At 47.9% G+C, this 20307-nt stretch carries 19 protein-coding genes and 1 riboswitch; of the genes, 7 read left to right on the forward strand and 12 right to left on the reverse strand.

The annotated features are described in order from the left end of the window. The first annotated feature begins 280 nt into the window (after positions 1 to 280). Complete coding sequence (locus BM122_RS05365; RefSeq protein WP_074904332.1) at positions 281 to 3484, forward strand: TonB-dependent receptor domain-containing protein; 3204 nt, start codon at positions 281 to 283, stop codon at positions 3482 to 3484. A gap of 665 nt (positions 3485 to 4149) precedes the next feature. After that, positions 4150 to 5751, forward strand: a complete 1602-nt coding sequence (locus BM122_RS05370) for a hypothetical protein (protein WP_074904311.1) — start codon at positions 4150 to 4152, stop codon at positions 5749 to 5751. 287 nt (positions 5752 to 6038) lie between these two features. On the opposite strand, the gene BM122_RS05375 is transcribed toward BM122_RS05370, so the two are convergent. From BM122_RS05375 to btuB, 11 genes are read right to left on the reverse strand one after another with little or no spacing between them, the layout of a single operon-like run. Next, a complete protein-coding gene (locus tag BM122_RS05375) occupies positions 6039 to 6788 on the reverse strand; it encodes an adenosylcobinamide-GDP ribazoletransferase (RefSeq protein ID WP_218152001.1) in 750 nt (249 codons plus the stop codon). Then, entirely contained in the window at positions 6785 to 7390 is a 606-nt protein-coding gene (locus tag BM122_RS05380) for a histidine phosphatase family protein (RefSeq protein WP_074904312.1), read from the reverse strand. Before BM122_RS05380 ends, BM122_RS05375 begins: the two co-directional genes overlap by 4 nt. Positions 7391 to 7402: 12 nt before the next feature. Further along, a complete protein-coding gene (gene cobT, locus BM122_RS05385) occupies positions 7403 to 8470 on the reverse strand; it encodes a nicotinate-nucleotide--dimethylbenzimidazole phosphoribosyltransferase (protein ID WP_074904314.1) in 1068 nt (355 codons plus the stop codon). Further along, on the reverse strand, positions 8463 to 8996 hold the full coding sequence (gene cobU, locus BM122_RS05390) for a bifunctional adenosylcobinamide kinase/adenosylcobinamide-phosphate guanylyltransferase (protein WP_074904315.1): 534 nt from the start codon (positions 8994 to 8996) through the stop codon (positions 8463 to 8465). The genes cobT and cobU overlap by 8 nt, the downstream gene beginning before the upstream one ends. Beyond that, positions 8993 to 10474, reverse strand: coding sequence for a cobyric acid synthase (locus BM122_RS05395; RefSeq protein ID WP_074904335.1), 1482 nt, complete (start codon positions 10472 to 10474; stop codon positions 8993 to 8995). Before BM122_RS05395 ends, cobU begins: the two co-directional genes overlap by 4 nt. A 10-nt stretch (positions 10475 to 10484) precedes the next feature. Next, positions 10485 to 11495, reverse strand: a complete 1011-nt coding sequence (gene cobD, locus BM122_RS05400; protein ID WP_256211896.1) for a threonine-phosphate decarboxylase CobD — start codon at positions 11493 to 11495, stop codon at positions 10485 to 10487. After that, positions 11473 to 12384, reverse strand: coding sequence for an adenosylcobinamide-phosphate synthase CbiB (cbiB, locus tag BM122_RS05405; protein ID WP_074904317.1), 912 nt, complete (start codon positions 12382 to 12384; stop codon positions 11473 to 11475). The genes cobD and cbiB overlap by 23 nt, the downstream gene beginning before the upstream one ends. After that, the gene (gene bluB / locus BM122_RS05410; protein WP_074904318.1) at positions 12381 to 13040 is read right to left on the reverse strand and encodes a 5,6-dimethylbenzimidazole synthase; all 660 of its coding nucleotides are present in this window, start codon (positions 13038 to 13040) and stop codon (positions 12381 to 12383) included. Before bluB ends, cbiB begins: the two co-directional genes overlap by 4 nt. A 33-nt stretch (positions 13041 to 13073) precedes the next feature. After that, positions 13074 to 13748, reverse strand: a complete 675-nt coding sequence (gene cobO, locus BM122_RS05415) for a cob(I)yrinic acid a,c-diamide adenosyltransferase (RefSeq protein ID WP_074904320.1) — start codon at positions 13746 to 13748, stop codon at positions 13074 to 13076. Positions 13749 to 13752: 4 nt separating this feature from the next. Then, positions 13753 to 14334, reverse strand: coding sequence for a hypothetical protein (locus tag BM122_RS05420; RefSeq protein WP_074904321.1), 582 nt, complete (start codon positions 14332 to 14334; stop codon positions 13753 to 13755). A 14-nt stretch (positions 14335 to 14348) separates the two neighbouring features. Next, complete coding sequence (btuB, locus tag BM122_RS05425; protein ID WP_074904323.1) at positions 14349 to 16199, reverse strand: TonB-dependent vitamin B12 receptor; 1851 nt, start codon at positions 16197 to 16199, stop codon at positions 14349 to 14351. A gap of 132 nt (positions 16200 to 16331) precedes the next feature. Next, positions 16332 to 16553, reverse strand: a riboswitch (cobalamin riboswitch). A 344-nt stretch (positions 16554 to 16897) separates the two neighbouring features. Here btuB and BM122_RS05430 point away from each other — a divergent pair. From BM122_RS05430 to BM122_RS25875, 5 genes are all read left to right on the forward strand, one after another. Next, positions 16898 to 18118: a toll/interleukin-1 receptor domain-containing protein gene (locus tag BM122_RS05430; protein ID WP_074904325.1), complete on the forward strand. Its 1221-nt coding sequence runs from the start codon at positions 16898 to 16900 to the stop codon at positions 18116 to 18118. Positions 18119 to 18174: 56 nt separating this feature from the next. After that, entirely contained in the window at positions 18175 to 18324 is a 150-nt protein-coding gene (locus BM122_RS24025; protein ID WP_218152002.1) for a hypothetical protein, read from the forward strand. Positions 18325 to 18518: 194 nt separating this feature from the next. After that, positions 18519 to 18983: a hypothetical protein gene (locus BM122_RS24030; protein WP_218152003.1), complete on the forward strand. Its 465-nt coding sequence runs from the start codon at positions 18519 to 18521 to the stop codon at positions 18981 to 18983. A 437-nt stretch (positions 18984 to 19420) separates the two neighbouring features. After that, complete coding sequence (locus BM122_RS05440; RefSeq protein ID WP_074904326.1) at positions 19421 to 19906, forward strand: VOC family protein; 486 nt, start codon at positions 19421 to 19423, stop codon at positions 19904 to 19906. A gap of 89 nt (positions 19907 to 19995) precedes the next feature. Beyond that, a complete protein-coding gene (locus tag BM122_RS25875) occupies positions 19996 to 20163 on the forward strand; it encodes a DUF2321 domain-containing protein (RefSeq protein WP_083398341.1) in 168 nt (55 codons plus the stop codon). Here BM122_RS25875 and BM122_RS24035 read toward each other — a convergent pair. Continuing rightward, positions 20091 to 20307: hypothetical protein (locus tag BM122_RS24035; RefSeq protein WP_218152006.1), on the reverse strand; the 217-nt coding region annotated here is incomplete at its 5' end. The genes BM122_RS25875 and BM122_RS24035 overlap by 73 nt on opposite strands.

Here is a 20307-nt window from a genome sequence, read left to right on the forward strand (position 1 = left end):
TATCTCATAACATGTTCTACTGACTATGGAGCTTGCGTTTATTACGATTGCAGTGCGTATTTGATGGCATTCCCGCTTATACCGCCTTGATACCTTCCAGGTAACGGCTTCATCCCTTTTCCATTAATAAATTATCTTCTGGTGCAATTTCATTGCCGGTGAAGAGAGGTTTTTTTACACCTAATGTTTACCTCGATTAATCATGCTTTTTGGATGCTGTGTTAAGCAGACAGATTTTCATCACGAATATTTTTCCAAAAATAAAGACTACAAAAATAAGATGAAAAAATCTTTTCTTTATCTGGTCATTTTGTTCACTGCAATTTTTTTTAGCTCTTTTGCATGGGGAAAGACTGAAAAAGCAGAGTTTTCGATTCACCTCTTTCAGAATGGCTTGCCTATTGCTGATGCAGAACTAACGATCAGCAGCATGGTATACGAAAGAACGGATGCGCAACTCATTGAAGCCACGCCATCCCTGCTTACTTGGCGTGTTGAAGACCAGCCTTTCCTTAAAACAAATGCCAACGGCAGCATAGCAGCGAAATTGCCAGCCGGTAAGTATCATTTCAAACTCAAAACAAGCGATCAGACATTTACCTTTGATTTGCCTTTACGTACCGCTGAGAATGTGCAAATTCTGGTGACTTTTTATTCCGATGGCAGGGAGCCGTTACTCAATATTGAAAGCTCCGTTGCCGGCACTATTGCAGGTTCTGAAGCGCCAGGCGAGAAGCCGCCAGTTGAAGGTGATGGCGTTATGACCGTGAAAGTTCTTTCTGTGGAAACAAATAAACCGATCAAGGATGTACAAATTTTCGTGAGCGGCCTGAGACAGCAGCTCAGAACAGATGAGCAAGGCCGATTGGAAGCGAGCATCCCGGTCGGTACTTATAGCGTTTCACTGCTGCACCCAGCTTATAGCAGCCAAACGCAAGATGAAATAAAAATCACTAAGGATCAGACAACGGAGTTATCCTTCAACTTGACTCCAGCCGGTGTTGAGTTGGCTGAATATGTCGTATTGGAGCCATTTTTAGCGGGAACATTGACCTCGGTCATTGAAGAACAGAGAACCTCAACACAAGTAACGACCGTCCTCGGCGCCGAGCAATTCAGCCGCAGTGGGGACTCTGATGTGGCCAGCGCATTAAGAAGAGCTTCTGGTTTAACATTAGTAGGGGGTCAGTTTATCTTTATTCGTGGTCTGGGTGAGCGATTTTCCTCAACCTTAGTCAATGGTGCGGCGATTCCGAGCCCGGATGCAACGCGCCGTGTTGTGCCACTCGATCTTTTTCCTACCAATTTTCTCGAAAGTGTTCAGGTACAAAAATCTTATTCCGCTGATCGGCCTGGTGAGTTTGCCGGCGGTACACTGGAAATGCGTACCCGTGGCATACCGGATGAGTTTTTCTTTAATTTAAGTGCCCAAACCGGTTTTAATGACAGGACCACTTTTGACAAGGGCCTTTCTTATAAAGGAGGTGACACCGATTTTTTGAGTTTTGATGATGGCGCCCGTGGTTTACCAAACTCGATTGCTGAGGCTACCAAAGATGGCAGCACTATCCAACCACAAACCACTTTTAATCCCAATGGATTTACATCTCAGCAAGTTGAAACCTTTGGAGAGGATCTATCTAATGTTTGGGATGTATCAGAAAAAAACAAAGGGCCAGATAGAGAATTACAAACTGCCATGGGTGATGTATTTAATCTGGGTAATTTCAGGGTAGGTTATATCGCAGCGGGAGGCTGGAGTCAGCAGTTCAGGAATCTGCATGAAATCAATCGGGAATTCACGCCAAGAGCTGATGCCAGTGATGGCAGTTTACGGCTAGCTCGGGATTTTGACGTAAGACGAACGTTAGAAGAAGTACAGTTAAATGGATATCTTGCAGCAGATATAGAATACAAGGACAAACATCGAATTTTTTCCAGAACGATGTTTCTGCGTCAATCGGTTGATGAAGCAAGAATAGACCAGGGCTTTACTGATGCGGAAACGACCGATGTGCGCAGAACGAAACTTAAATTCTTTTCTAACCAACTGTTGATGCAACAGGTGGGGGGTGAGCATCGTCTGGATTGGTTGAAAGATCTTTCCCTTAACTGGTTATATACCAATGCAACCGCCAAAAGAGATGAGCCGAACACGCGGGATTACCGCTATGATCAACTTCCAGATGGCAGTTTTGCTTTTTCCCGCAGAGCGGATAGTAATCAGAGCATGTTCTCTGACTTGACAGACAAGGACCAAAGCTGGCGTGTTGATGGGAAATTACCCCTTGAATTTTCCCCAAACTATAAAGTAAATCTGAATAGCGGTTTTATTCATCAGGATAAATCCAGAGATTCAAGTATTCAGCGTTTTACTTTTTTCCCTGTGGGGCCGGATGGAAGAAATCCGGCAGTTCTGGGGCAATCTTCACTGGAATCCATTCTGCAGCCTCGCTTTATCGGACCAAATGGTTTCCAACTAAGAGACACGACGCGTCCAACAGACAGCTACAACGCTACCCAGAAACTCTTTTCATATTATGGCAAGCTGGATCTGACTATGCATGAAAGATTCAACGTAACGGGTGGCGTACGCTGGGAAGATAATAATCAGTTTGTTGAAACATTCCAGAACGTTGCCAATACCAATCAATCGGTGACTAGCAGATTAAAACGGGTCGATGCGCTACCCTCAGTAACAACCACGTGGTTTATCACCGACAAGCAGCAATTACGGGCTGGTTTTAGTCAAACGATTTCACGACCGGATTTCAGAGAATTATCACCCGCGCCCTTTACCGATCTCAACACTAACACCGAAACAATCGGCAATCCTAATTTACAGCAGACGGATGTGACTAATTATGATGTACGTTGGGAATATTATTTGTCACCCAGTGAAAATTTGATGGCTAGTTTTTTCTGGAAAGATTTAACCAAACCCATTGAGCTGGTGTCTTTGGCCGGAACAGCAGGTCTGCAGACATTCCAGAATGCTGACAAGGCTACGGTTTTCGGGTTTGAGCTGGAATTATTAAAACAGTTGGGTTTTCTGCATCCCTTGCTTAATAATTTTTATGCAGGCGCAAATTATACCTGGTCCGATTCCACGGTTAAATTGAATGCAGAGAACCTGCAAGCACAAACGACCAATAACCGGCCGTTACAAGGCCATTCAAAGCATATCTTTAATTTCCAGATCGGGTATGAAAATCCCGGCTGGAAAACACAGGCAACATTGCTATATAACATTGCTAGCGAACGAATTGTCGCTGCCGGATTACTGGGTGCGCCAGATAAATATGAACAGCCTTTTCATCAGCTGGATTTTGTTTTCAATCAGGCTGTCAACAAATGGCTTTCCATGCGTATGACTGCACAAAATCTGCTGGATGACGATGTGCGGGTCCTGCAGGGCGATGAGATCTCACGCCAGTTCCGTCGGGGGCGTCAGTTTAATGTAGGTGTGCGCATTAATTTCTAATCCAAAACAAAATCCAGCTATTTATTTTTTCAGTACAAGCGTAGGAATTGCAATATAAATAGATTGCTTCCTCTGATGCTCAGGCTATGCCGCCTGGTTGTCATTGTTAATTTAACCTAAAAACCGTAACTGGATGGGGTGGAGCGTGTGGTGATTCAGGTGTAATTCTAATTTCAAATCAAAATGACGCGAAGGCGAGCCGCAGACAGTATCAATAATACGGCAAGGTGAAGCCGACAAAGTCAGTTTTGATTTAGAAATGGAATAAGGAATAAATGAATTAAGGGCGCCTCTAAAAATTCAGAGTTCTAAACAAGACAAGGCGAGAACAAAAAATGTTGACGCAGCATATAACTGATATGTAAGGAAATATTTTTTTGTGAGCAACGAAGCATTATGACGAAATATGAATTTTTAGAGGTGCCCTTAATTTTTTCGTCATGAAGCCACATCTATGTCATATAGAAGCAACATTTTTGTCATATTAACTTGCTAAATTTGTTAGACCAAAACGTTTAATCTCTTCGGGTTCAATTCCCTGCCCCCCTTGGGGTGTTAGAAACGGAAAGGCGGCTGCCCCGAAGGGAAAACGGCGTGATCCTCTGCAGCTTGCGGCAGGGGTGGTCGTTTTTAGGTCGCCACAATTTTATTTTTGGAGATAATAAATGGTAAGGTTTGAGAATAAACGGGCAGGATGGGCAATAGCCGCAGCATCTCTGTTAGGTATGGTTGCATCAAATGGTTATGCAGCAACAGCTAGCTATGATCCTGCGACGAGTGTGGTTGACTTTCCTGTAGTGGAAGTTTTAGATGGCGCAACATCCTCTTTTTTCAGCGCGAAACTGCAAGTCACTGGTAATGATCTACAACTGATAGCCGCTGACGTTATACCACCTGCAAAAGGACAACAACGTGTTGTATTTGATTCAGCAACAGCAGCTGTGCATGTGCCATCGGTCGTCGTAGGCGCAGATGAGTTTTATGCTAAGCTTCAGTTAGTACCTGGATCAGATCCTTTGCGTTTTACCGTCGCGCAATTGGTAAGTAATAATTTTCAAGGTTGTCCTTCTTTTTCCACACCTGGACCTAACCAGGGATCTTGCATCTTAAGTGGTGAAATCAAGCAAGATATCACCTTAACCAAAAATACCCAGTGGATTTTATCAGGCAGCGTTTTTATCGGTGGCAATAATACTGAAAGCGCCACAATAACCATTAATCCAGGCACGCAAATTTTTGGTCAACAGGGTGCCGATTTCTTGTGGATCAGACGCGGTTCAAAAATTATGGCTGAAGGAACACCGGATAATCCTATCGTCATGAGTGGTCCGTTACAGCAGAGTGGAGGCGAATGGGGCGGTTTGGTACTTGCCGGTAATGCGCCGGTAAACGGTTGTAATGAAGGAGTGGCTGTTTGCGAAAACCCTTTTGAAGCTATCACTTCCGAATCTTTTGGCGGCAATAATCCTGAAGATAACAGTGGCGTAATCAAATATACACAAATTCTTTTCGCCGGATTTGCCGTGCGCCCTAATGAAGAATTGAATGGATTAACGCTCAATGGTGTGGGTTCAGGCACAGTGATTGATTTTGTTCAGGTTCATAAAGGCCTGGATGACGGGATTGAAATGTTTGGCGGTACGGCACAGATGAAGCATCTGGTACTGACTGAAAATGAAGATGACAGCATGGACTGGGGGAGCGGATGGAGAGGGCGCGCGCAATTCGTGCTGATAAAACAATCTGCTAGTGATGGAGACCGTGGTGTCGAAGCAGATAACAATGAAGTCAATAATGATAGCTTGCCCCGCGCAAAACCGATTCTTTCGAATATGACCATGCTGGGCGCCCCTGTTGCCACTGAAGGCTTTTTATTACGCCGTGGTACTGGTGCGAATATTTGGAATACAGTTGTGACGGGCTTTCCTGTGTGTATAACCATTGATGGGGGAGCCACTTTTCAAAATGCAGGAACTCCGGGCAATCTAAGTGGTGAATTAACTATGGTTAATTCTTTTGTGAATTGCGCCACTAACTTTAAAGATGGTGTAGATGCAACGTTCACTGTCGTAGACTGGTTTAATTCGCAATCTGGAAACAAAGCTGAAGATCCGCTCCTGAATGGCTATTTACCCGCACCAGGCTCCCCTCTGACATTGGGTGGCGCAGCAGTAAATGATCCATTCTTTAATACTGTTGATTATGTTGGTGCATTCAAAGATGGAAATGATGACTGGACACAGGAATGGACTTTTAAATTTAACTAGTCTGTTCAGAAAGCTTCTTTACTTAGACGTTAAGTAGAAAAGTAATCTAATAAATTTAAGTGTTTTAGTTTCATTGAATAAAAAAACAATCGCTGGGTTTGCCTTCATCGGCACCAGCGATTTTTCATTCCATTTCTAAATCAAAACTGACTTTGTCGGCTTCACCTTGCCGTATTATTGATACTGTCTGTGGCTCGCCTTCGCGTCATTTTTGATTTGGAAATAGAATTACTTCCTCCCTTCCCTTCTCCATTTGTATATGCATGCTTTAAACGCTATTGATGGAATCAAGCATTAACCGGCACCAGCAAAGCCGCTGTCAAGAGCACATTGGTTTCAGTTATCTCAATCAATGCCCCGGCGGTATCTCCTGTGGTACCACGGATGCGCTGCATCATCATAAAGCGCAAGACTAAAAATGTCAGAATTGTCGTGAGGATCAACCAGAAATAATCCAGACCTGTTATTAGCAGTAGTACGAGAGGTGTAGCGGTAACGACATAAATACTTAATTCGCGTGGCTGAAAAGTTACCAGAGGTACACCCAGTCCATGACGACGTACATACGGTGTGGTTAAAAATAAAAGTGGAATCAGTGTCCTGGCTAGGGTGGTCGCATATAATAGGACCATCCAATTCTGCGCAATAAACAAACTATGCAGTGTAACAAATTTGAGCAGGAGCACTAATAGGAGAGCCATTACACCCGCCGGGCCACAGTTGGGGTCTTTCATAATGGCTAAGGTTTTTTCTGTATCTCCCATGCCACCCACCCAGGCATCTGCGCTGTCAGCCAAACCATCCAGATGCAATCCTCCGGTGAGCGCAATCCAGCCAGTAAGCAGCAAAGCAGCCACCACGAGTGGTGGCGCGTCACGCAACAGCCAGCCCAATGCGATCAGCAATGTACCGATCATCAAGCCAACTAGCGGATAAAATAACAAGGAATAGCCTACAGTTTTCTCACTAGGCAGTGAGAACAGCGGTACCGGCAAGCGGGTAAGAAATTGTAATGCGACCAGAAAGGGCTTGATCACTCTGGCTGATCGCTCTTGAGCGTGAGCCGGCAGCCATTTTCATGCCATTTCGCCTCAACAGTTTGCATGGCGGCATAGGGCACATCAAAATTCAGCAGTTGCTGCAGCGATTGTTGGCGGAGGTGGCACAGCAAAATGCGCATGACCCCGCTGTGAGTAATCAGCAGAATATTCTGATTGGCAAACTGGGTGTGAACGTCCTGCCATGCTCCTAGCACACGCGCTTTGAAATCCAGTAAATGCTCTGCTTGCGGAGGTGGATTATCTAAGGGATTCTGCCAAAAGCGGACGAGTGCTTCAGCATCGGTCTGCATCAGCTCAACAGGAGTGCATCCTTCCCATTCGCCGAAATGGATTTCCTGGAGGCGTGCATCCTGTGTGAGTGGAATGGTGTAGCGTTCTGCCAGCATCTGCGCAAAATGCGCACAGCGCTTTAAGGGCGAAGTGATAATATGCTGCCATTGCCTGGGTGCTTGCTCAACGCTCCCCCACATCTGCTGCCAACCTACCTCGGTCAGGACATGATCAGTACTGCCACAAAACCGCCCACCATTGCCGGTGTCGCCATGTCTGAGCAGATCAATATAAGCTACGGTAGTCATGTTATTGCTTGGTTATTGTTTTCTGGTCGAAACGTGAGCTGTTGAAAAAGTGGCCATTTCATTATGTAAGCGACAAGCCATGCGCAGCAGATTGACAGCCACGGCAGCACCACTTCCTTCACCCAGGCGCATAGACAAATCAAGCAGAGGAATAGCATCAAGTGCCTTGAGCACATGAGCATGGCCGGGTTCTGCGGACTGGTGTGCATAAATAAACCAATTTCTACTGTCCATGCAAATCTGCTCGGCAGTGAGCGCCGCTACGGTGCTGATAAAACCGTCTATCAGCAACGGCAGACCGAGTTGAGCGCCACGGATATAGGCACCCGTTAGGGCAGCGATCTCGAATCCTCCCACACGGCGTAGTGCTTCCAATGATGAATGCGTATGAGAGCGATGCAATGTCAACGCCCGTTCTATTACATTAATTTTATGTGCAATTCCTTTGCTGTCCAGCCCACTGCCTGCTCCGGCCACTTGTGCAGGAGGTAAATTCAATAACAGGCAGGCAAGCGCAGTTGCACTAGTAGTATTCCCGATACCCATCTCCCCTGCTATCAATAACTGCTGATTGTTGGCTCGTGCCTGTTCCACGCTGGTACTCCCCGCATTGAGAGCTGCGGCCAATTGATTTTCGTTCATTGCAGCCGTGTGCATGAAATTGGCAGTACCCGCTCCCAGATGATAATGCCTGACATTAGTCAGGGTATCGGTTGAATGCACCGTGCCAAGATTAATGACTTCAAGTTGTGCGCTAAGGGTGCGCGCCAGAACATTAATCGCCGCGCCACCGGCAGTGAAGTTTCTGATCATCTCAGTGGTAACCGCCTGCGGAAACGCTGAAATATTCTCTGTAGCAACGCCATGATCTGCCGCGAAGATCGAGATCTGCACATGGTCGACTGAGGGATGTAAGGTATGTTGCAAGGCCGCGAGCTGTACCGCAATCTCTTCCAGACGACCCAGCGCCCCTGGCGGCTTGGTCAGCTGCGCCTGATGTTGCAGCGCTGCATGACGAATTTGTTCATTTGGCATGGCTGGTGATATCTTGAGCCAATCGAATGAAGTATGGCTAGCCATCCGGGTTTCCTTTAAGATAATGCGGCAGACCAGCTACCATCAAAATAACCTGTTCACATTGTCGGGCGACCAGTTGATGTAGTCTGCCCGCTTCGTCGCAATAGCGTCGGCTTAATTCACCCATGGGAATAATCCCCATGTTGGTTTCGTTGCTGACCAAAATAATACGTCCGGGTAAAGTTGGTAGAACGGAAAGAAATGACGTATATTCACGCTCAAACACAGTGCTATCTTGATGTAGCAACAAATTGGTCAGCCACAGCGTCAGACAGTCAACCAACAGGCAGTGATTTTCTGCTGCCAGCCGAGCGAGTTCTGTCGCAAGTTGTAAGGATTCTTCCATCACCTGCCAGTGAGCAGGACGATTGGCCCGATGCAGTTCAATGCGTGCCTGCATTTCAGCATCTTCAGTAGTAGCCGTCGCGATATAGATTACTGGCAAATGGCTCTGGATTGCCAGACGTTCTGCCAGCCGGCTCTTACCAGAGCGTACACCACCTAGAATTAATGTTTTGCTGTTAGTCATGCGGATGAGCCTTGCAAATTGAGTAATTGATAGAGCTGCTTGGTATCCAGGCACTGTTCAATGCTATCCGCCAGCCGGTTAAAGGCTGCCTCACAGACGGCATGATAATTGGATAGTTGAAGGTTATCTTTCAGACCAGCCCAGTTCAATAACGCCGCGCACGCCTCTGTAGATTCAAACAGGCCATGCAGATAACTGCCCATAATCAGCCCATCTTCACTCATGGCGCCATCTGTATGCTCTGCCAAATAGATTGCCGGTGGATAGCTTTTCTGGAAGGTAGTTACGCCGCAATGGATTTCATAACCGGTCACAGTTACGCTTTGATAGACTAGTGTGCCTTGCACATTGCGCAATAACTTGTCAGGTTTTAATGTGGTACTCATCTCAAAAAAAGCCATCCCCTGTGTACTGCCAGCCTCCCCTTCCAGTCTGTCGGGATCATGGATCACTGCTCCCAGCATCTGGAAGCCGCCGCAGATCCCGATCAGCTTGCCGCCATAACGCAGATGCCGCCGGATAACGCGTTCCCAGCCCTGTTGACGCAGCCACTCGAGATCGGCACGCACGCTCTTGGAGCCAGGCAGAATGATCAAATCTGCTGGAGGAATCATTTCGCCTGGACCGATAAATTGCAGCTTGACCTGCGGATGCAAGCGTAGTGGATCAAAATCGGTGTGGTTGCTGATACGCGGCAGTGCCGGCACGATAATTCGCAGATACTCATGCTGAGTCGGTGCAATCAAGTCAGATGTTTGCGGCAACGCATCTTCAGCTTCAAGATGTAATCCCTGAAAATAAGGCAGCACACCCAGTACTGGTTTACCGGTGTATTGTTCCAGCCAATCCAGCCCGGGCTGCAATAAGGCCATATCTCCGCGAAAGCGGTTAATGACAAAACCCTTGATGCGTGCCTGCTCACTCTCACTCAGTAACGCCAGCGTGCCAACCAGATGAGCAAAAACACCACCTCGGTCAATATCTGCTATGAGAATAACCGGGCAGTCGATCGCTTCAGCGAAACCCATGTTAGCAATATCATTAGCACGCAAATTGATTTCTGCTGGAGAACCGGCCCCTTCAACGATGATCCTCTCGTACTGCGCAGCCAAGCGCGCATGGGATTCGAGCACGGCGTTCAGTGCAATCGATTTGTAGTCGTGAAAACCGCAAGCATCCATATTGGCAATCGCATGACCGTGAATAATGATCTGCGCGCTTTTATCTGTGTTGGGTTTCAGTAATACCGGATTCATATCAGTATGCGGCGCCAAACTGGCGGCAAATGCCTGTACCGCCTGCGCACGGCCAATTTCCCCTCCATTGCTACTGACCACACTGTTCAGCGCCATATTCTGCGGCTTGAAAGGTGCCACGCGGATACCTTGTCGCGACAGCCAACGGCACAAAGCGGTGACCAGCATGCTTTTGCCCGCATCAGAAGTGGTCCCCTGAATCATCAATGTTTGTGCGTTCATAGATGTGCCGTTAAATTTGAGCCAGTGCTCTGTCCAGCCGCTGCCATCCAGCTTCAATAGTGGGCAGACCGAAACGAAGACTGCTCGGCTCAGTAAAGAGTCGAGTCAGGATACCCTGACAGGCGAGTGTCTCAAAGATATCACTCGCTTTTGCTGAACATACCCATTGAAAAAAGGCGCTACCTCCGTGTGGGGTGAGATGATGCTGGCTTAATAATGAATGTAAGCGTCGACTATCCTGCAGCAGACGCTGGCGAGCTTTCCCCTGCCAGTTTTTATCCTGCAGCGCTTGTATGGCCATCCAGCGTGCTGGCCCGTTCACTGTCCAGGGACCAAGCAGGTTATTCAGTGCTATTAATAATTGCGGGTGTGCACAGACAAAACCAACACGTGCACCCGCCAAACCAAAGAATTTGCCTAAAGAGCGCAATATAATCAGACCAGGCTTCATCGTATGGGAGGCAATACTCAATTCCGGTGTCGCATCGATAAAGGCTTCATCCACAATTAACCAGCCGCCACGTTGCGCTAGTTGCGCATGCCAGTTGAGCAGCTGGCTGATTGGAAATGTGTTTCCTGTCGGATTGTTCGGGTGGATAATAATCAGGACATCCGTATTGGGTAAAATTGTATCTATTTGCTCAGGCGCTACCGCCGAGACTGTATGATGGTTGCGTTTCCATGCCTGAGCATGTTCAGCATAGCCGGGGTTCAGCACGCTGACACGGGAAGGTGCGCGCAGTTGCGGCAATGCCTGAATAGCCGCTTGTGATCCTGCCACTGGCAAGAGAAAATCTGCTTCATAATAGCGGCTGGCAGCAATGTTCAGCTCATCCTCCTCTTCAGGTAATCGTGTCCAGCTGGACGCAGGCGGGGTTCTGACAGGCCAGCTATTGGCATTGATGCCAGTGGATAGATCAAGCCAGCTTTCCAATGGAATAGCAAAGCGCGTCGCTGCCGCACGTAAGCGACCCCCATGATGCAACGAACCATGATGGCTAAGCTGCTGCCATGTATCCAATGGACCATTCTCCTATACAAATCATAATCAGCCAGAGTATCAATGCGCGTGTAATCAATGCTAAGGCACGATCAATGTCACGAATTTCGGGCACTCGTCCTGTTCCCAAAAGGGGACGAGTTTCCAGTTTGCCGTGATAGCGGGCAGGTCCACCGAGTAGAAGACTTAGACTACCTGCACCTGCCGCCATGACTGGCCCTGCATTGGGGCTTTTCCAGATTGCCCCTTGCATGCGCCAGCATACTAAGGCATGACGCATTTCACCCGTTAGCGCATAGCTGAGAGCGGTTAGCCGTGCCGGTATGAAATTAAAACAGTCATCCAGCCGGGCAGCAGCCCAGCCAAAATGATGGTAACGCGCATTGCGATAGCCCCACATGGCGTCCAATGTATTGATCAGGCGATAGGTGATGGCTCCAGGTGCACCGGCAACAATAAACCAGAAAATGGCACCAAAAATAGCATCATTGCCATTTTCTAAAATGGATTCAATCGTTGCTTGCGTGACACCGACATGATTCAATTCCGCCGTATCGCGACTTACCAGCAAGCCTACCTGTTGGCGTGCAGCTGCCAGATTATCTGCCAACAACGCATGCTTTACTCTGCTGGCATGCATGCCCAGGCTATTCCAGCCAATTGCAAGATATAGCACGAAAGCATCCACGGCAAAATGCCAGGGGATAAAATTGACCCACATCATGAGCAAGACCAATGGGGCAACCAGCAGCAATACAGCCAAACTACCATGCAGCCTGGCATCTGCATAAAGATAGCGTTCAGTCAGCTCAGCCAACTTGCCAAACCCTACCAATGGATGAAAACGACGCGGCTCACCGAACCATGCATCCACTAGCAGAGCAGTCACAACGACTAGAGTAGTGCTCATTTTTTAGGTTCAATGCTGCCCCATGTGTTATGGAAGACCAATTCATCCAAAGGACGCTCATCTGTCCACCCTACCAGTTTTAACATCGGCGCGGGATAAAATGCTTCGACATGACCCAGACACAAAATAGCGACCGGTTTGCTGTTCGCCGGCATCTTCAATAACAGGGCAAGCTGTACCGGATCAAATAATGAAACCCAACCCATGCCTAATCCTTCGGCACGAGCAGCCAGCCATAAATTTTGAATGGCACACGCCACTGAAGCCAAATCCATTTCTGGCAAAGTACGTCGGCCAAAGATATGTTGCTCACGCTGGTCGCCCAAGGTGGCCACGAGCAGTTCTCCGCATTCCCGAATACCATCGACTTTCAGGCGCATGAATTCATCACTGCGCTCAGCCAGCGCAGTTGCTGTGCGAACACGTTCTTCCTCTACCAGGGAAGCTAATGCATTGCGCAACTGAGGGTCAGTAATACGTATAAACCGCCATGGTTGCATTAAACCGACACTGGGTGCCTGATGGGCTGCAGCAAGCAAGCGTTTAAACACAACTGGATCAACTGGGCCAGGAATAAAATGACGCATATCGCGACGTTCGGCAATCGCCCGATAAACTGCAGCACGTTCAGTTTCACTAAAACGGTGATCGATCATCTTGTTCTGATTCAGCCAACTATCTAGCTACTATTATAAATCAATCCCTTTTTGTGCCTGAATGCCAGCACGATAAGCATGTTTGATATCGCGCATTTCAGTTACCGTGTCAGCTGCTTCACAAAGTGCATCAGGAGCAGCACGTCCCGTAATGACCACATGCTGCATGGGCGGGCGATTCTTTAGATCATTCAGCACCATGGTTAAATCCAACCAGCCAAATTTGATTGGGTAGGTTAATTCGTCGAGTACGATCAAATCCAATGTCGGATCACGCAGCATTGCTTGCACAATCGCCCAGCCGCGTTGGGCCGTTTCGCTATCTCGTGCCAGATCTTGCGTGTCCCAGGTGAAGCCTTCCCCCAGAACATGCCAGATCACATTTTCCTGATGCTGAAAAAAAGCTTCTTCGCCGGTATCTTTACGGCTTTTAATGAATTGCGCGACTCCTACTCGCATGCCATGCCCCAGCGCGCGTGCAATCATACCAAATGCCGAGCTGGATTTGCCTTTACCATTACCGGTAAGAATTAGCAACAAACCTTTATTCTGATCTGCGCGCGCAATAGCGCTATCGATTACTTCTTTCTTGCGCTGCATGCGCTCGCGGTAGCGCTTTTCCCGTTCTGACTCTGCCTTTCCACTATCCGGTTGAGGAGGCGCGCAATGGCACGCAGCATTCTCACGATCCTCTTCAGAATCTACCATGATGTTAACCTGCTGAGGTGTTAGAGGAATTGAATTGCTGGCGTAGCGCTACCAATGCAGCATGCATGGCTATCGCAATCCCTGCATAAACCAGGAATGATTCAATATACATCGGGAAATACTTGAACGATCTCTCAGCAAATTCAACCCATGTGGTGGCTTCAAAGCGGCCGGAGAAGAAATAAAACCCCCCACCGGAAAATAATTCGCACAACATTAAACCTGTCATCATACTGAGGGAAAGGGGCATCAATGTGCGCCAGGCAAATTGATGGCGATGAGCGTACCAACGACCAGCCAGCCATAGTGAAATATATGCAGGCAATAAAAACACATAAGCTGGCGTCAAACAGAAACCGCTGACACCCCCCCAGGTATAAGCTGCAAAATCGAGCCAGCTGCCAAGCGCCAGAAAACCCAGTAATGGCCAGGCTGAACGTAAATAAACACCGGCCAGAAAGAAAATGAGCCAGGAAGCATCCGGCAGATTATGCAATGAGGCAAAATGATGGCCGCGGGTAATGATCATCAGTGATACCAGTGCTAGACCGATACCCATTTGATTGCGAATGGATAAAGTAAACATTTTTTGACTCCTTGTTAAGGTTGATAACGTAAAGTAGCGAAGAAATTACGCCCCGGCTGGTTGAAGAATGCTGCTGTTTCATAGTGTTCATCAAACAGATTCTCAATACGCCCCTGTAGCCGCCAGTGTTTGCTCATTATATATTCAGCACGTAAATCAAATTTCACATAACTGTCCAGCTTGCGTGTATTGGCCACATCATCGAAGCGTTCGCCTTCAGCCAGAAACATGGCCCCGATCCTGTATTGACCAAACAGGCGATCGATATCCAGGCGAAATGTCTGTTCTGCCCGTCTGGGTAATATATTACCCTTATTGAGCCCGGATGAGCGATTTTCAGGATCCAGGAAAGTCAGATTGCCATTCAGCTGCCAGCCCATAATCTGTGTGCCGAGGACAGCTTCCAGTCCTTTGATACGCGCCTGATCGATATTAGCTGGCGCTAAGATATTGGCGTCAAACGCAATCAACTCATCAATGCGGGTTTCATACACATTTAATGACCAATTACCCCAGTCAGGGCTGCCACGCACACCAAATTCAAAACTGCGTGACTCCTCGGGGCGCAGATTGGCATTGCCAAAATTTGGAAAAAAGAGTTCGTTAAAGGTAGGCGCTTTAAAAGCACTGCCAAAACTTGCAATCAGACGTACCTTGTCAGTGATGGCATAACCCCAACCAGCCCCCCCCGTGACACGGCTGCCAAATTGCTGATTGTCATCATGCCGTAGCGATAACTGCACATTATGTGCCGCAATAGAAGCCAGATGCTGGGCAAAAACGCCCCAATTGCTGCGTGAGTTCACGGTAAAAGCCTCTGTGCTGTTGACCTGATCATGCTGATAATCCGTGCCCACTGTCAGTTGATGATTCTGATGCAGCATAAAATTATTTTGCCAGGTAATGGTGTCACGCGTGGTATCAAAGCGTGTCATAAAAACCTTACCCAGGTAATTATCCGCATCATCCCGGCTACGACCTGCAATGATATTTACCCGCCAGAAATCGAAGGGTGAGAAACGCGCAGAGCCACCAAAAACCTGTTGTGCGATGACAGCTTTGTTGACAAAACTGCCATCAAACTCCGTCTTGCCCGCTGAATGCATAAAATTACCTTCGATTTCCAATCCATTCTGGAAACGATACCCTGCGCGGGCAGAACCCGCTACATTGCGGTAGCCATCCTTATCTGGGTCTGGTTCATCGGAAAAACATCCCGCAGTAGCCGAGCCGGTGCAGGCATTAAAGCCGCTTGTGCCGATACCGCTCACCGTCATATTGAACCAACCCTGCTTGCCACCGCCTGAAAGACCGACCGAACCATTGAGCGTAGTGTAGCTACCCCCACCAAAACTAAAGCTTGGCTTAATCCCCTCCCCTACACCCTTGCGGGTAAAAATCTGAATGACACCACCGATTGCTTCGGAACCATACAAACTGGAACGCGGACCGCGCACAATTTCAATGCGCTCAATCTGTTCCACAGGGATATTTTCAAAGGCCGTCGTTCCCGATGTAGCTGATCCTGCCTTGATGCCGTCGATTAATACCAGCACATGATCAGATTCAGTCCCACGCATCTGCAGAAAAGTGCCTTTACCCGGACCACCATTATTGGTGACATTGATGCCCAGTACACCACGGAACAAATCCTCAAGTGATCTTGCCTGTTGGCGCTCCATATCTTTGCGCGAGATCACCGTCACCGAAGCAAGTGATTCTTCTGTCGTCTGCGCAGTACGCGTTGCGGTGACGATAATGGGCTTTCCTTGATGATCTATATTTTCAGCCAAGACAGCGTTAGCTGCAGTCGTAGCTGTACCTAGCCATAGCACAGCCATTGCCGATAACCGGCATTTTTGCATGATCTCATTCCTCCGCGCACACCCGCGCGTTGTTAGGTTAACAAGTCAGTCTTGCAGAGGAATTGAGTAAAAGACAAGCAGATCAGCTTTGAGAAAAGCCAATCAAAGTGCCGGTTACCGCCCTCCGCAATAACATAATTTTTACTTCAGGCCGGTCTCCGGACTCATGAGCGGAATTCATTCCTGATCTACGCCTTCCCATGTCATCACACAGTGGCATGATGTAGATCGCTAACCCATTTACCGTTGCGGGGGCAGTGTTGGCATTGTCTGAATCGAATCAGAGCGCACCAGCTTCCCGTTTAACGTTCAAGATAAAAAATTCAAGAAGGCACCTGAGGTAAGTGGCGCGCAGACTACAGAATTAGGGAATGGGTGTCAAGCTTTCGGGAAGATAACAGTCTAGTGAACTTATAATTCAAGTCTGATCTTTTTGATTTCTGGATAGACGAGTCATGGATAGCGGTAATGCTTGAGCCTAAGTTTGTTATGTACCTAATCTAATAACCGTGATCTATTCATCATATTTATGGATCTACTAAGGTTTGATAAAATGAAAGCTAAATTGACGCAATTCTATAAAATATAAGGAAATAGCATGCAGCTTGTCGTGTTAGATTTGATTTTTGACATAATAGACTGTTTTATTTCGGAGATCCAATCCTAGTTGAGTTGACTGTAGGAGAGATTCTGAAGTTATGAATAAATCCCAAGGATTCTGGTCATACGTCCACGCCGACGATGAGGCTGATGGTCAGCGGATTGCCCGCCTTGCCTGGGATGTTTCTGCGCAGTTCGAAATGTTGACGGGTGAGTCTCTTGAAATCTTCCTGGACAAAGATGCAATCCGTTGGGGTGAGGAGTGGCGCAACAAGATTGATGCAAATCTCGCCACCATCGCGTTTTTCATTCCGGTGCTTACGCCCCGCTATTTCATGAGCGCGGAATGTCGTCGAGAGCTGCAATTTTTTGCGCGCGAAGCAAATCGTTTAGGAATCAGAGATTTGTTGCTACCAGTGCTGTACGTGGACGTAAGTGCTCTGCATGAGGAGAATCCAACAGACGACCTCATTTTGCTCATTCGCTCATTCCAATGGGAAGACTGGCGCGACCTGAGATTTGTCGATGTATCAGCGGAGGCGTACCGAAGGGGAGTTGCAAAGCTTGCTGTGCGGCTGGTTGAGGCAAATCGCTATGTAGAGAAATCCAACGCAGCGTCGACTCGCGCAATCGTATCGACCAACTTTCCGGGCGAAGAGCTCAATGAGCCTCCGGGATTTCTTGATCAGATGGCTCGTACTGAGGACACGCTGCCCAAGCTTGCCCATACAATGGAGTCAATCGCCCGGGAGATTGAGCAGATAGGTCGCATTATGAGGAAAGGCACCTCAGAAATCGCACAGCGAGACAAGCAGGCGGCAGGATTCGCAGCGCGGCTCGTCGTGACAAAAAAGGTGGCCCAGCTTCTTTCCGAACCTGTTGAACGGATTTGGTCGTTTGGAAATGAGTTCACGTCTCATCTTCATGACGTCGACCAAGGGGTGAGACTGCTCATTGAGCAGTCAGTGGAAGAACTGGATCGAGTTCCGTCAGCAAAACCCATGGTATGCAGCTTTTTCGTGGCCATTCGAACTATGAGCAAGACAACCGAGGCCGGGCTGGCATCAGTACAGGGAATGATCGATGCGATCGGGCCATTAGAAAAGATGTCCAGGGATTTGAGGCCGGTTCTCCGGCAGCTTCGCAATGGCCTTACCACGATGGTCGAAGCACGAGAGGTCAGCGCTGAGTGGGTGGAGCTGATCGCCCGCACAGGAATCGATTGCACGACAGAGGAGTTGCCAGAAGGATCGGCCCAACATCCGCTTGCAGCCGACGGCGCTGGATCGGAAATCTACGGGGTCAGGCCTTACAATTGACATCACTACCCTAATATTTTAACCTTCAATGGTTTACATCTACATAGAATGCACAGATGGCAAGACCTTTACGCATTAAATTTGCTGGGACGCTGTATCATGTGACAGCGCGCGGCAACGCACGGGAAAATATCTATCACGATGACATTGATCGTCAACAGTTTTTGCTATTGCTACAGAACACGGTCAATCGTTATGACTGGTAGTGTCATGCCTATTGTCTCATGGACAACCACTACCATTGATTAATTGAAACCAATTCTCCCACCCTGTCCAAGGGAATAAAGTATCTCAACGGTACTTACACGCAATATTTCAATCGGCAGCATCAGCGTATTGGCCACGTGTTTCAAGGCCGTTTCAAAGCCATATTGGTGCAGAAAGATGCTATCTGCTGGAATTGGCGCGTTATATTGCTTTGAACCCGGTGCGGGCACAGATGGTGCGAAGTGCCAAAGAATGGCGTTGGAGCAGTTATCGCGCAACAGCTGGATACGAAGAAAACGCTGCCTGTTTAACCACTGAATGGACCCTCGCTGGATTTGACAAAATAAAGAGCGTCGCGCAGCAACACTATCGAGATTTTGTTAAAGCTGGTAAAGAACAACCCTCCCCCTGGAAAGGCTTAAAGAACCAGATTTATTTGGGTGATGATGACTTTGTCAATGATATGCAGCGTAAACTCAACCCTGAACAATCGCTCAAAGACATACCCAGAAAGCAAAAACAGGCCCCCATCAAACCATTAAGCTACTTTGTTGATCGCTATAAAAACCGTGATGAAGGTATGGCTCAGGCGTATTTAAGCGGACACTATACGCTCGCTCAAGTAGGTGAGCATTTTGGCGTGGTTATGCCACCGTAAGTTGGGCTGTGAGCAGGCGGAAAAGAGAAAGCGAGAATGTCTAATGTAAGGTCTGATCCTGAGGATTGCTGCGGATTGGTTATGGCTGTTGTTTATGCTTATTGTGAAAAAAATACGACGCTTTTATTCAGGCATATAAGATTACTTGGCTCGATAACTGCGATGCCTAAGCCTGAGTTAGTCATGTTCCTAATCCAAAAGCCATGATCTATTCATCATATTTGTGGAGCTAATAAAGTTTGTTATGATGAAAGCTAAATTGACGCATTTCTATAAAACATGGAGATAGCATGTAAATTACCGTGTTAGATGTCATTTTTGACGTAATATACTGCGTCATTTCAGAGATCTAATTCTAGTTAGACCTCCAATGGTGAATCGATGACTTCATCCCGGAACTGCTCAGACTCTATTTCTAATTACGATGGAGGACCATCATGACGAAGATCGCAAAGAACACGATTTGCCTTTGGTACGAACGCGAGGCCGAGGAGGCGGCTCGATTCTACGCCAAGACCTTTCCCGATTCGTCCGTCGGCGCGGTGCATCGTGCACCGGGCGACTTTCCGTCGGGCAAGCAAGGGGACGTATTGACCGTCGAGTTCACCGTGATAGGCATTCCCTGCCTGGGGCTGAACGGTGGGCCCGCGTTCAAACACAATGAAGCGTTCTCGTTCCAAGTTGCCACGGAAGATCAGGCCGAGACCGATCGATATTGGAACGCGATCATCGACAACGGCGGCCAAGAGAGCGAGTGCGGTTGGTGCAAGGACAAGTGGGGCGTCTCCTGGCAAATTACGCCAATTGCATTGATCAAGGCGTATACCAGCCCCGATCTCTCCGCCGCCAAGCGGGCATTTGATGCAATGATGACGATGAAAAAGATAAACATCGCCGTGATCGAGGCGGCGGTTCGTGGCTAGAAGCGGGCGGTCTAACAACAGCATGCATCGGACGGCGCTGCGAGCCGTCGCTGATGCTGAGCGTTATACCTCTCTAGGAAGGTGATTAAGTGGCACAACATAACACACAGCAAGTATGTTTAAACGGGCACCAGATCACTGACAACTACCATCGTTCGCCAGAGTTTCGTAGAAAATTTTGTGCTCAGTCCGGCGCAGAGACGATCCATAAGTGCCCCAATTGCAATAATGGGATAGTCTCTTCCAATATGAAATGAGTCTGAAGGGGGTGCGTATTTCCAACGAGAAATGAGTCTGAGCAATTAGATTCTGAATTGGTCATTATGCGAGGCATGGTGATCGACATGGATGAAGCAAAGCTACAAACGGTGGCACAGGTTAAGGCGTTTCTGGAAGGAACG

This window comes from Nitrosomonas communis (assembly GCF_900114745.1).
Taxonomy (GTDB): domain Bacteria; phylum Pseudomonadota; class Gammaproteobacteria; order Burkholderiales; family Nitrosomonadaceae; genus Nitrosomonas; species Nitrosomonas communis_A.

What these genes read in the sequence shown, in the direction of transcription:
- BM122_RS05430 (WP_074904325.1), top strand. Translation starts at nt 16,898, where the DNA reads ATGAATAAATCCCAAGGATTCTGGTCATACGTCCACGCCGACGATGAG.
- BM122_RS05380 (WP_074904312.1), bottom strand. Translation starts at nt 7,390, where the DNA reads ATGACTACCGTAGCTTATATTGATCTGCTCAGACATGGCGACACCGGC.
- BM122_RS05395 (WP_074904335.1), bottom strand. Translation starts at nt 10,474, where the DNA reads ATGAACGCACAAACATTGATGATTCAGGGGACCACTTCTGATGCGGGC.
- BM122_RS05370 (WP_074904311.1), top strand. Translation starts at nt 4,150, where the DNA reads ATGGTAAGGTTTGAGAATAAACGGGCAGGATGGGCAATAGCCGCAGCA.
- btuB (WP_074904323.1), bottom strand. Translation starts at nt 16,199, where the DNA reads ATGCAAAAATGCCGGTTATCGGCAATGGCTGTGCTATGGCTAGGTACA.
- BM122_RS05440 (WP_074904326.1), top strand. Translation starts at nt 19,421, where the DNA reads ATGACGAAGATCGCAAAGAACACGATTTGCCTTTGGTACGAACGCGAG.
- cobU (WP_074904315.1), bottom strand. Translation starts at nt 8,996, where the DNA reads ATGACTAACAGCAAAACATTAATTCTAGGTGGTGTACGCTCTGGTAAG.
- cobO (WP_074904320.1), bottom strand. Translation starts at nt 13,748, where the DNA reads ATGGTAGATTCTGAAGAGGATCGTGAGAATGCTGCGTGCCATTGCGCG.
- BM122_RS05365 (WP_074904332.1), top strand. Translation starts at nt 281, where the DNA reads ATGAAAAAATCTTTTCTTTATCTGGTCATTTTGTTCACTGCAATTTTT.
- bluB (WP_074904318.1), bottom strand. Translation starts at nt 13,040, where the DNA reads ATGATCGATCACCGTTTTAGTGAAACTGAACGTGCTGCAGTTTATCGG.
- cbiB (WP_074904317.1), bottom strand. Translation starts at nt 12,384, where the DNA reads ATGAGCACTACTCTAGTCGTTGTGACTGCTCTGCTAGTGGATGCATGG.
- BM122_RS24025 (WP_218152002.1), top strand. Translation starts at nt 18,175, where the DNA reads ATGGCAAGACCTTTACGCATTAAATTTGCTGGGACGCTGTATCATGTG.
- cobT (WP_074904314.1), bottom strand. Translation starts at nt 8,470, where the DNA reads ATGGCTAGCCATACTTCATTCGATTGGCTCAAGATATCACCAGCCATG.
- BM122_RS05420 (WP_074904321.1), bottom strand. Translation starts at nt 14,334, where the DNA reads ATGTTTACTTTATCCATTCGCAATCAAATGGGTATCGGTCTAGCACTG.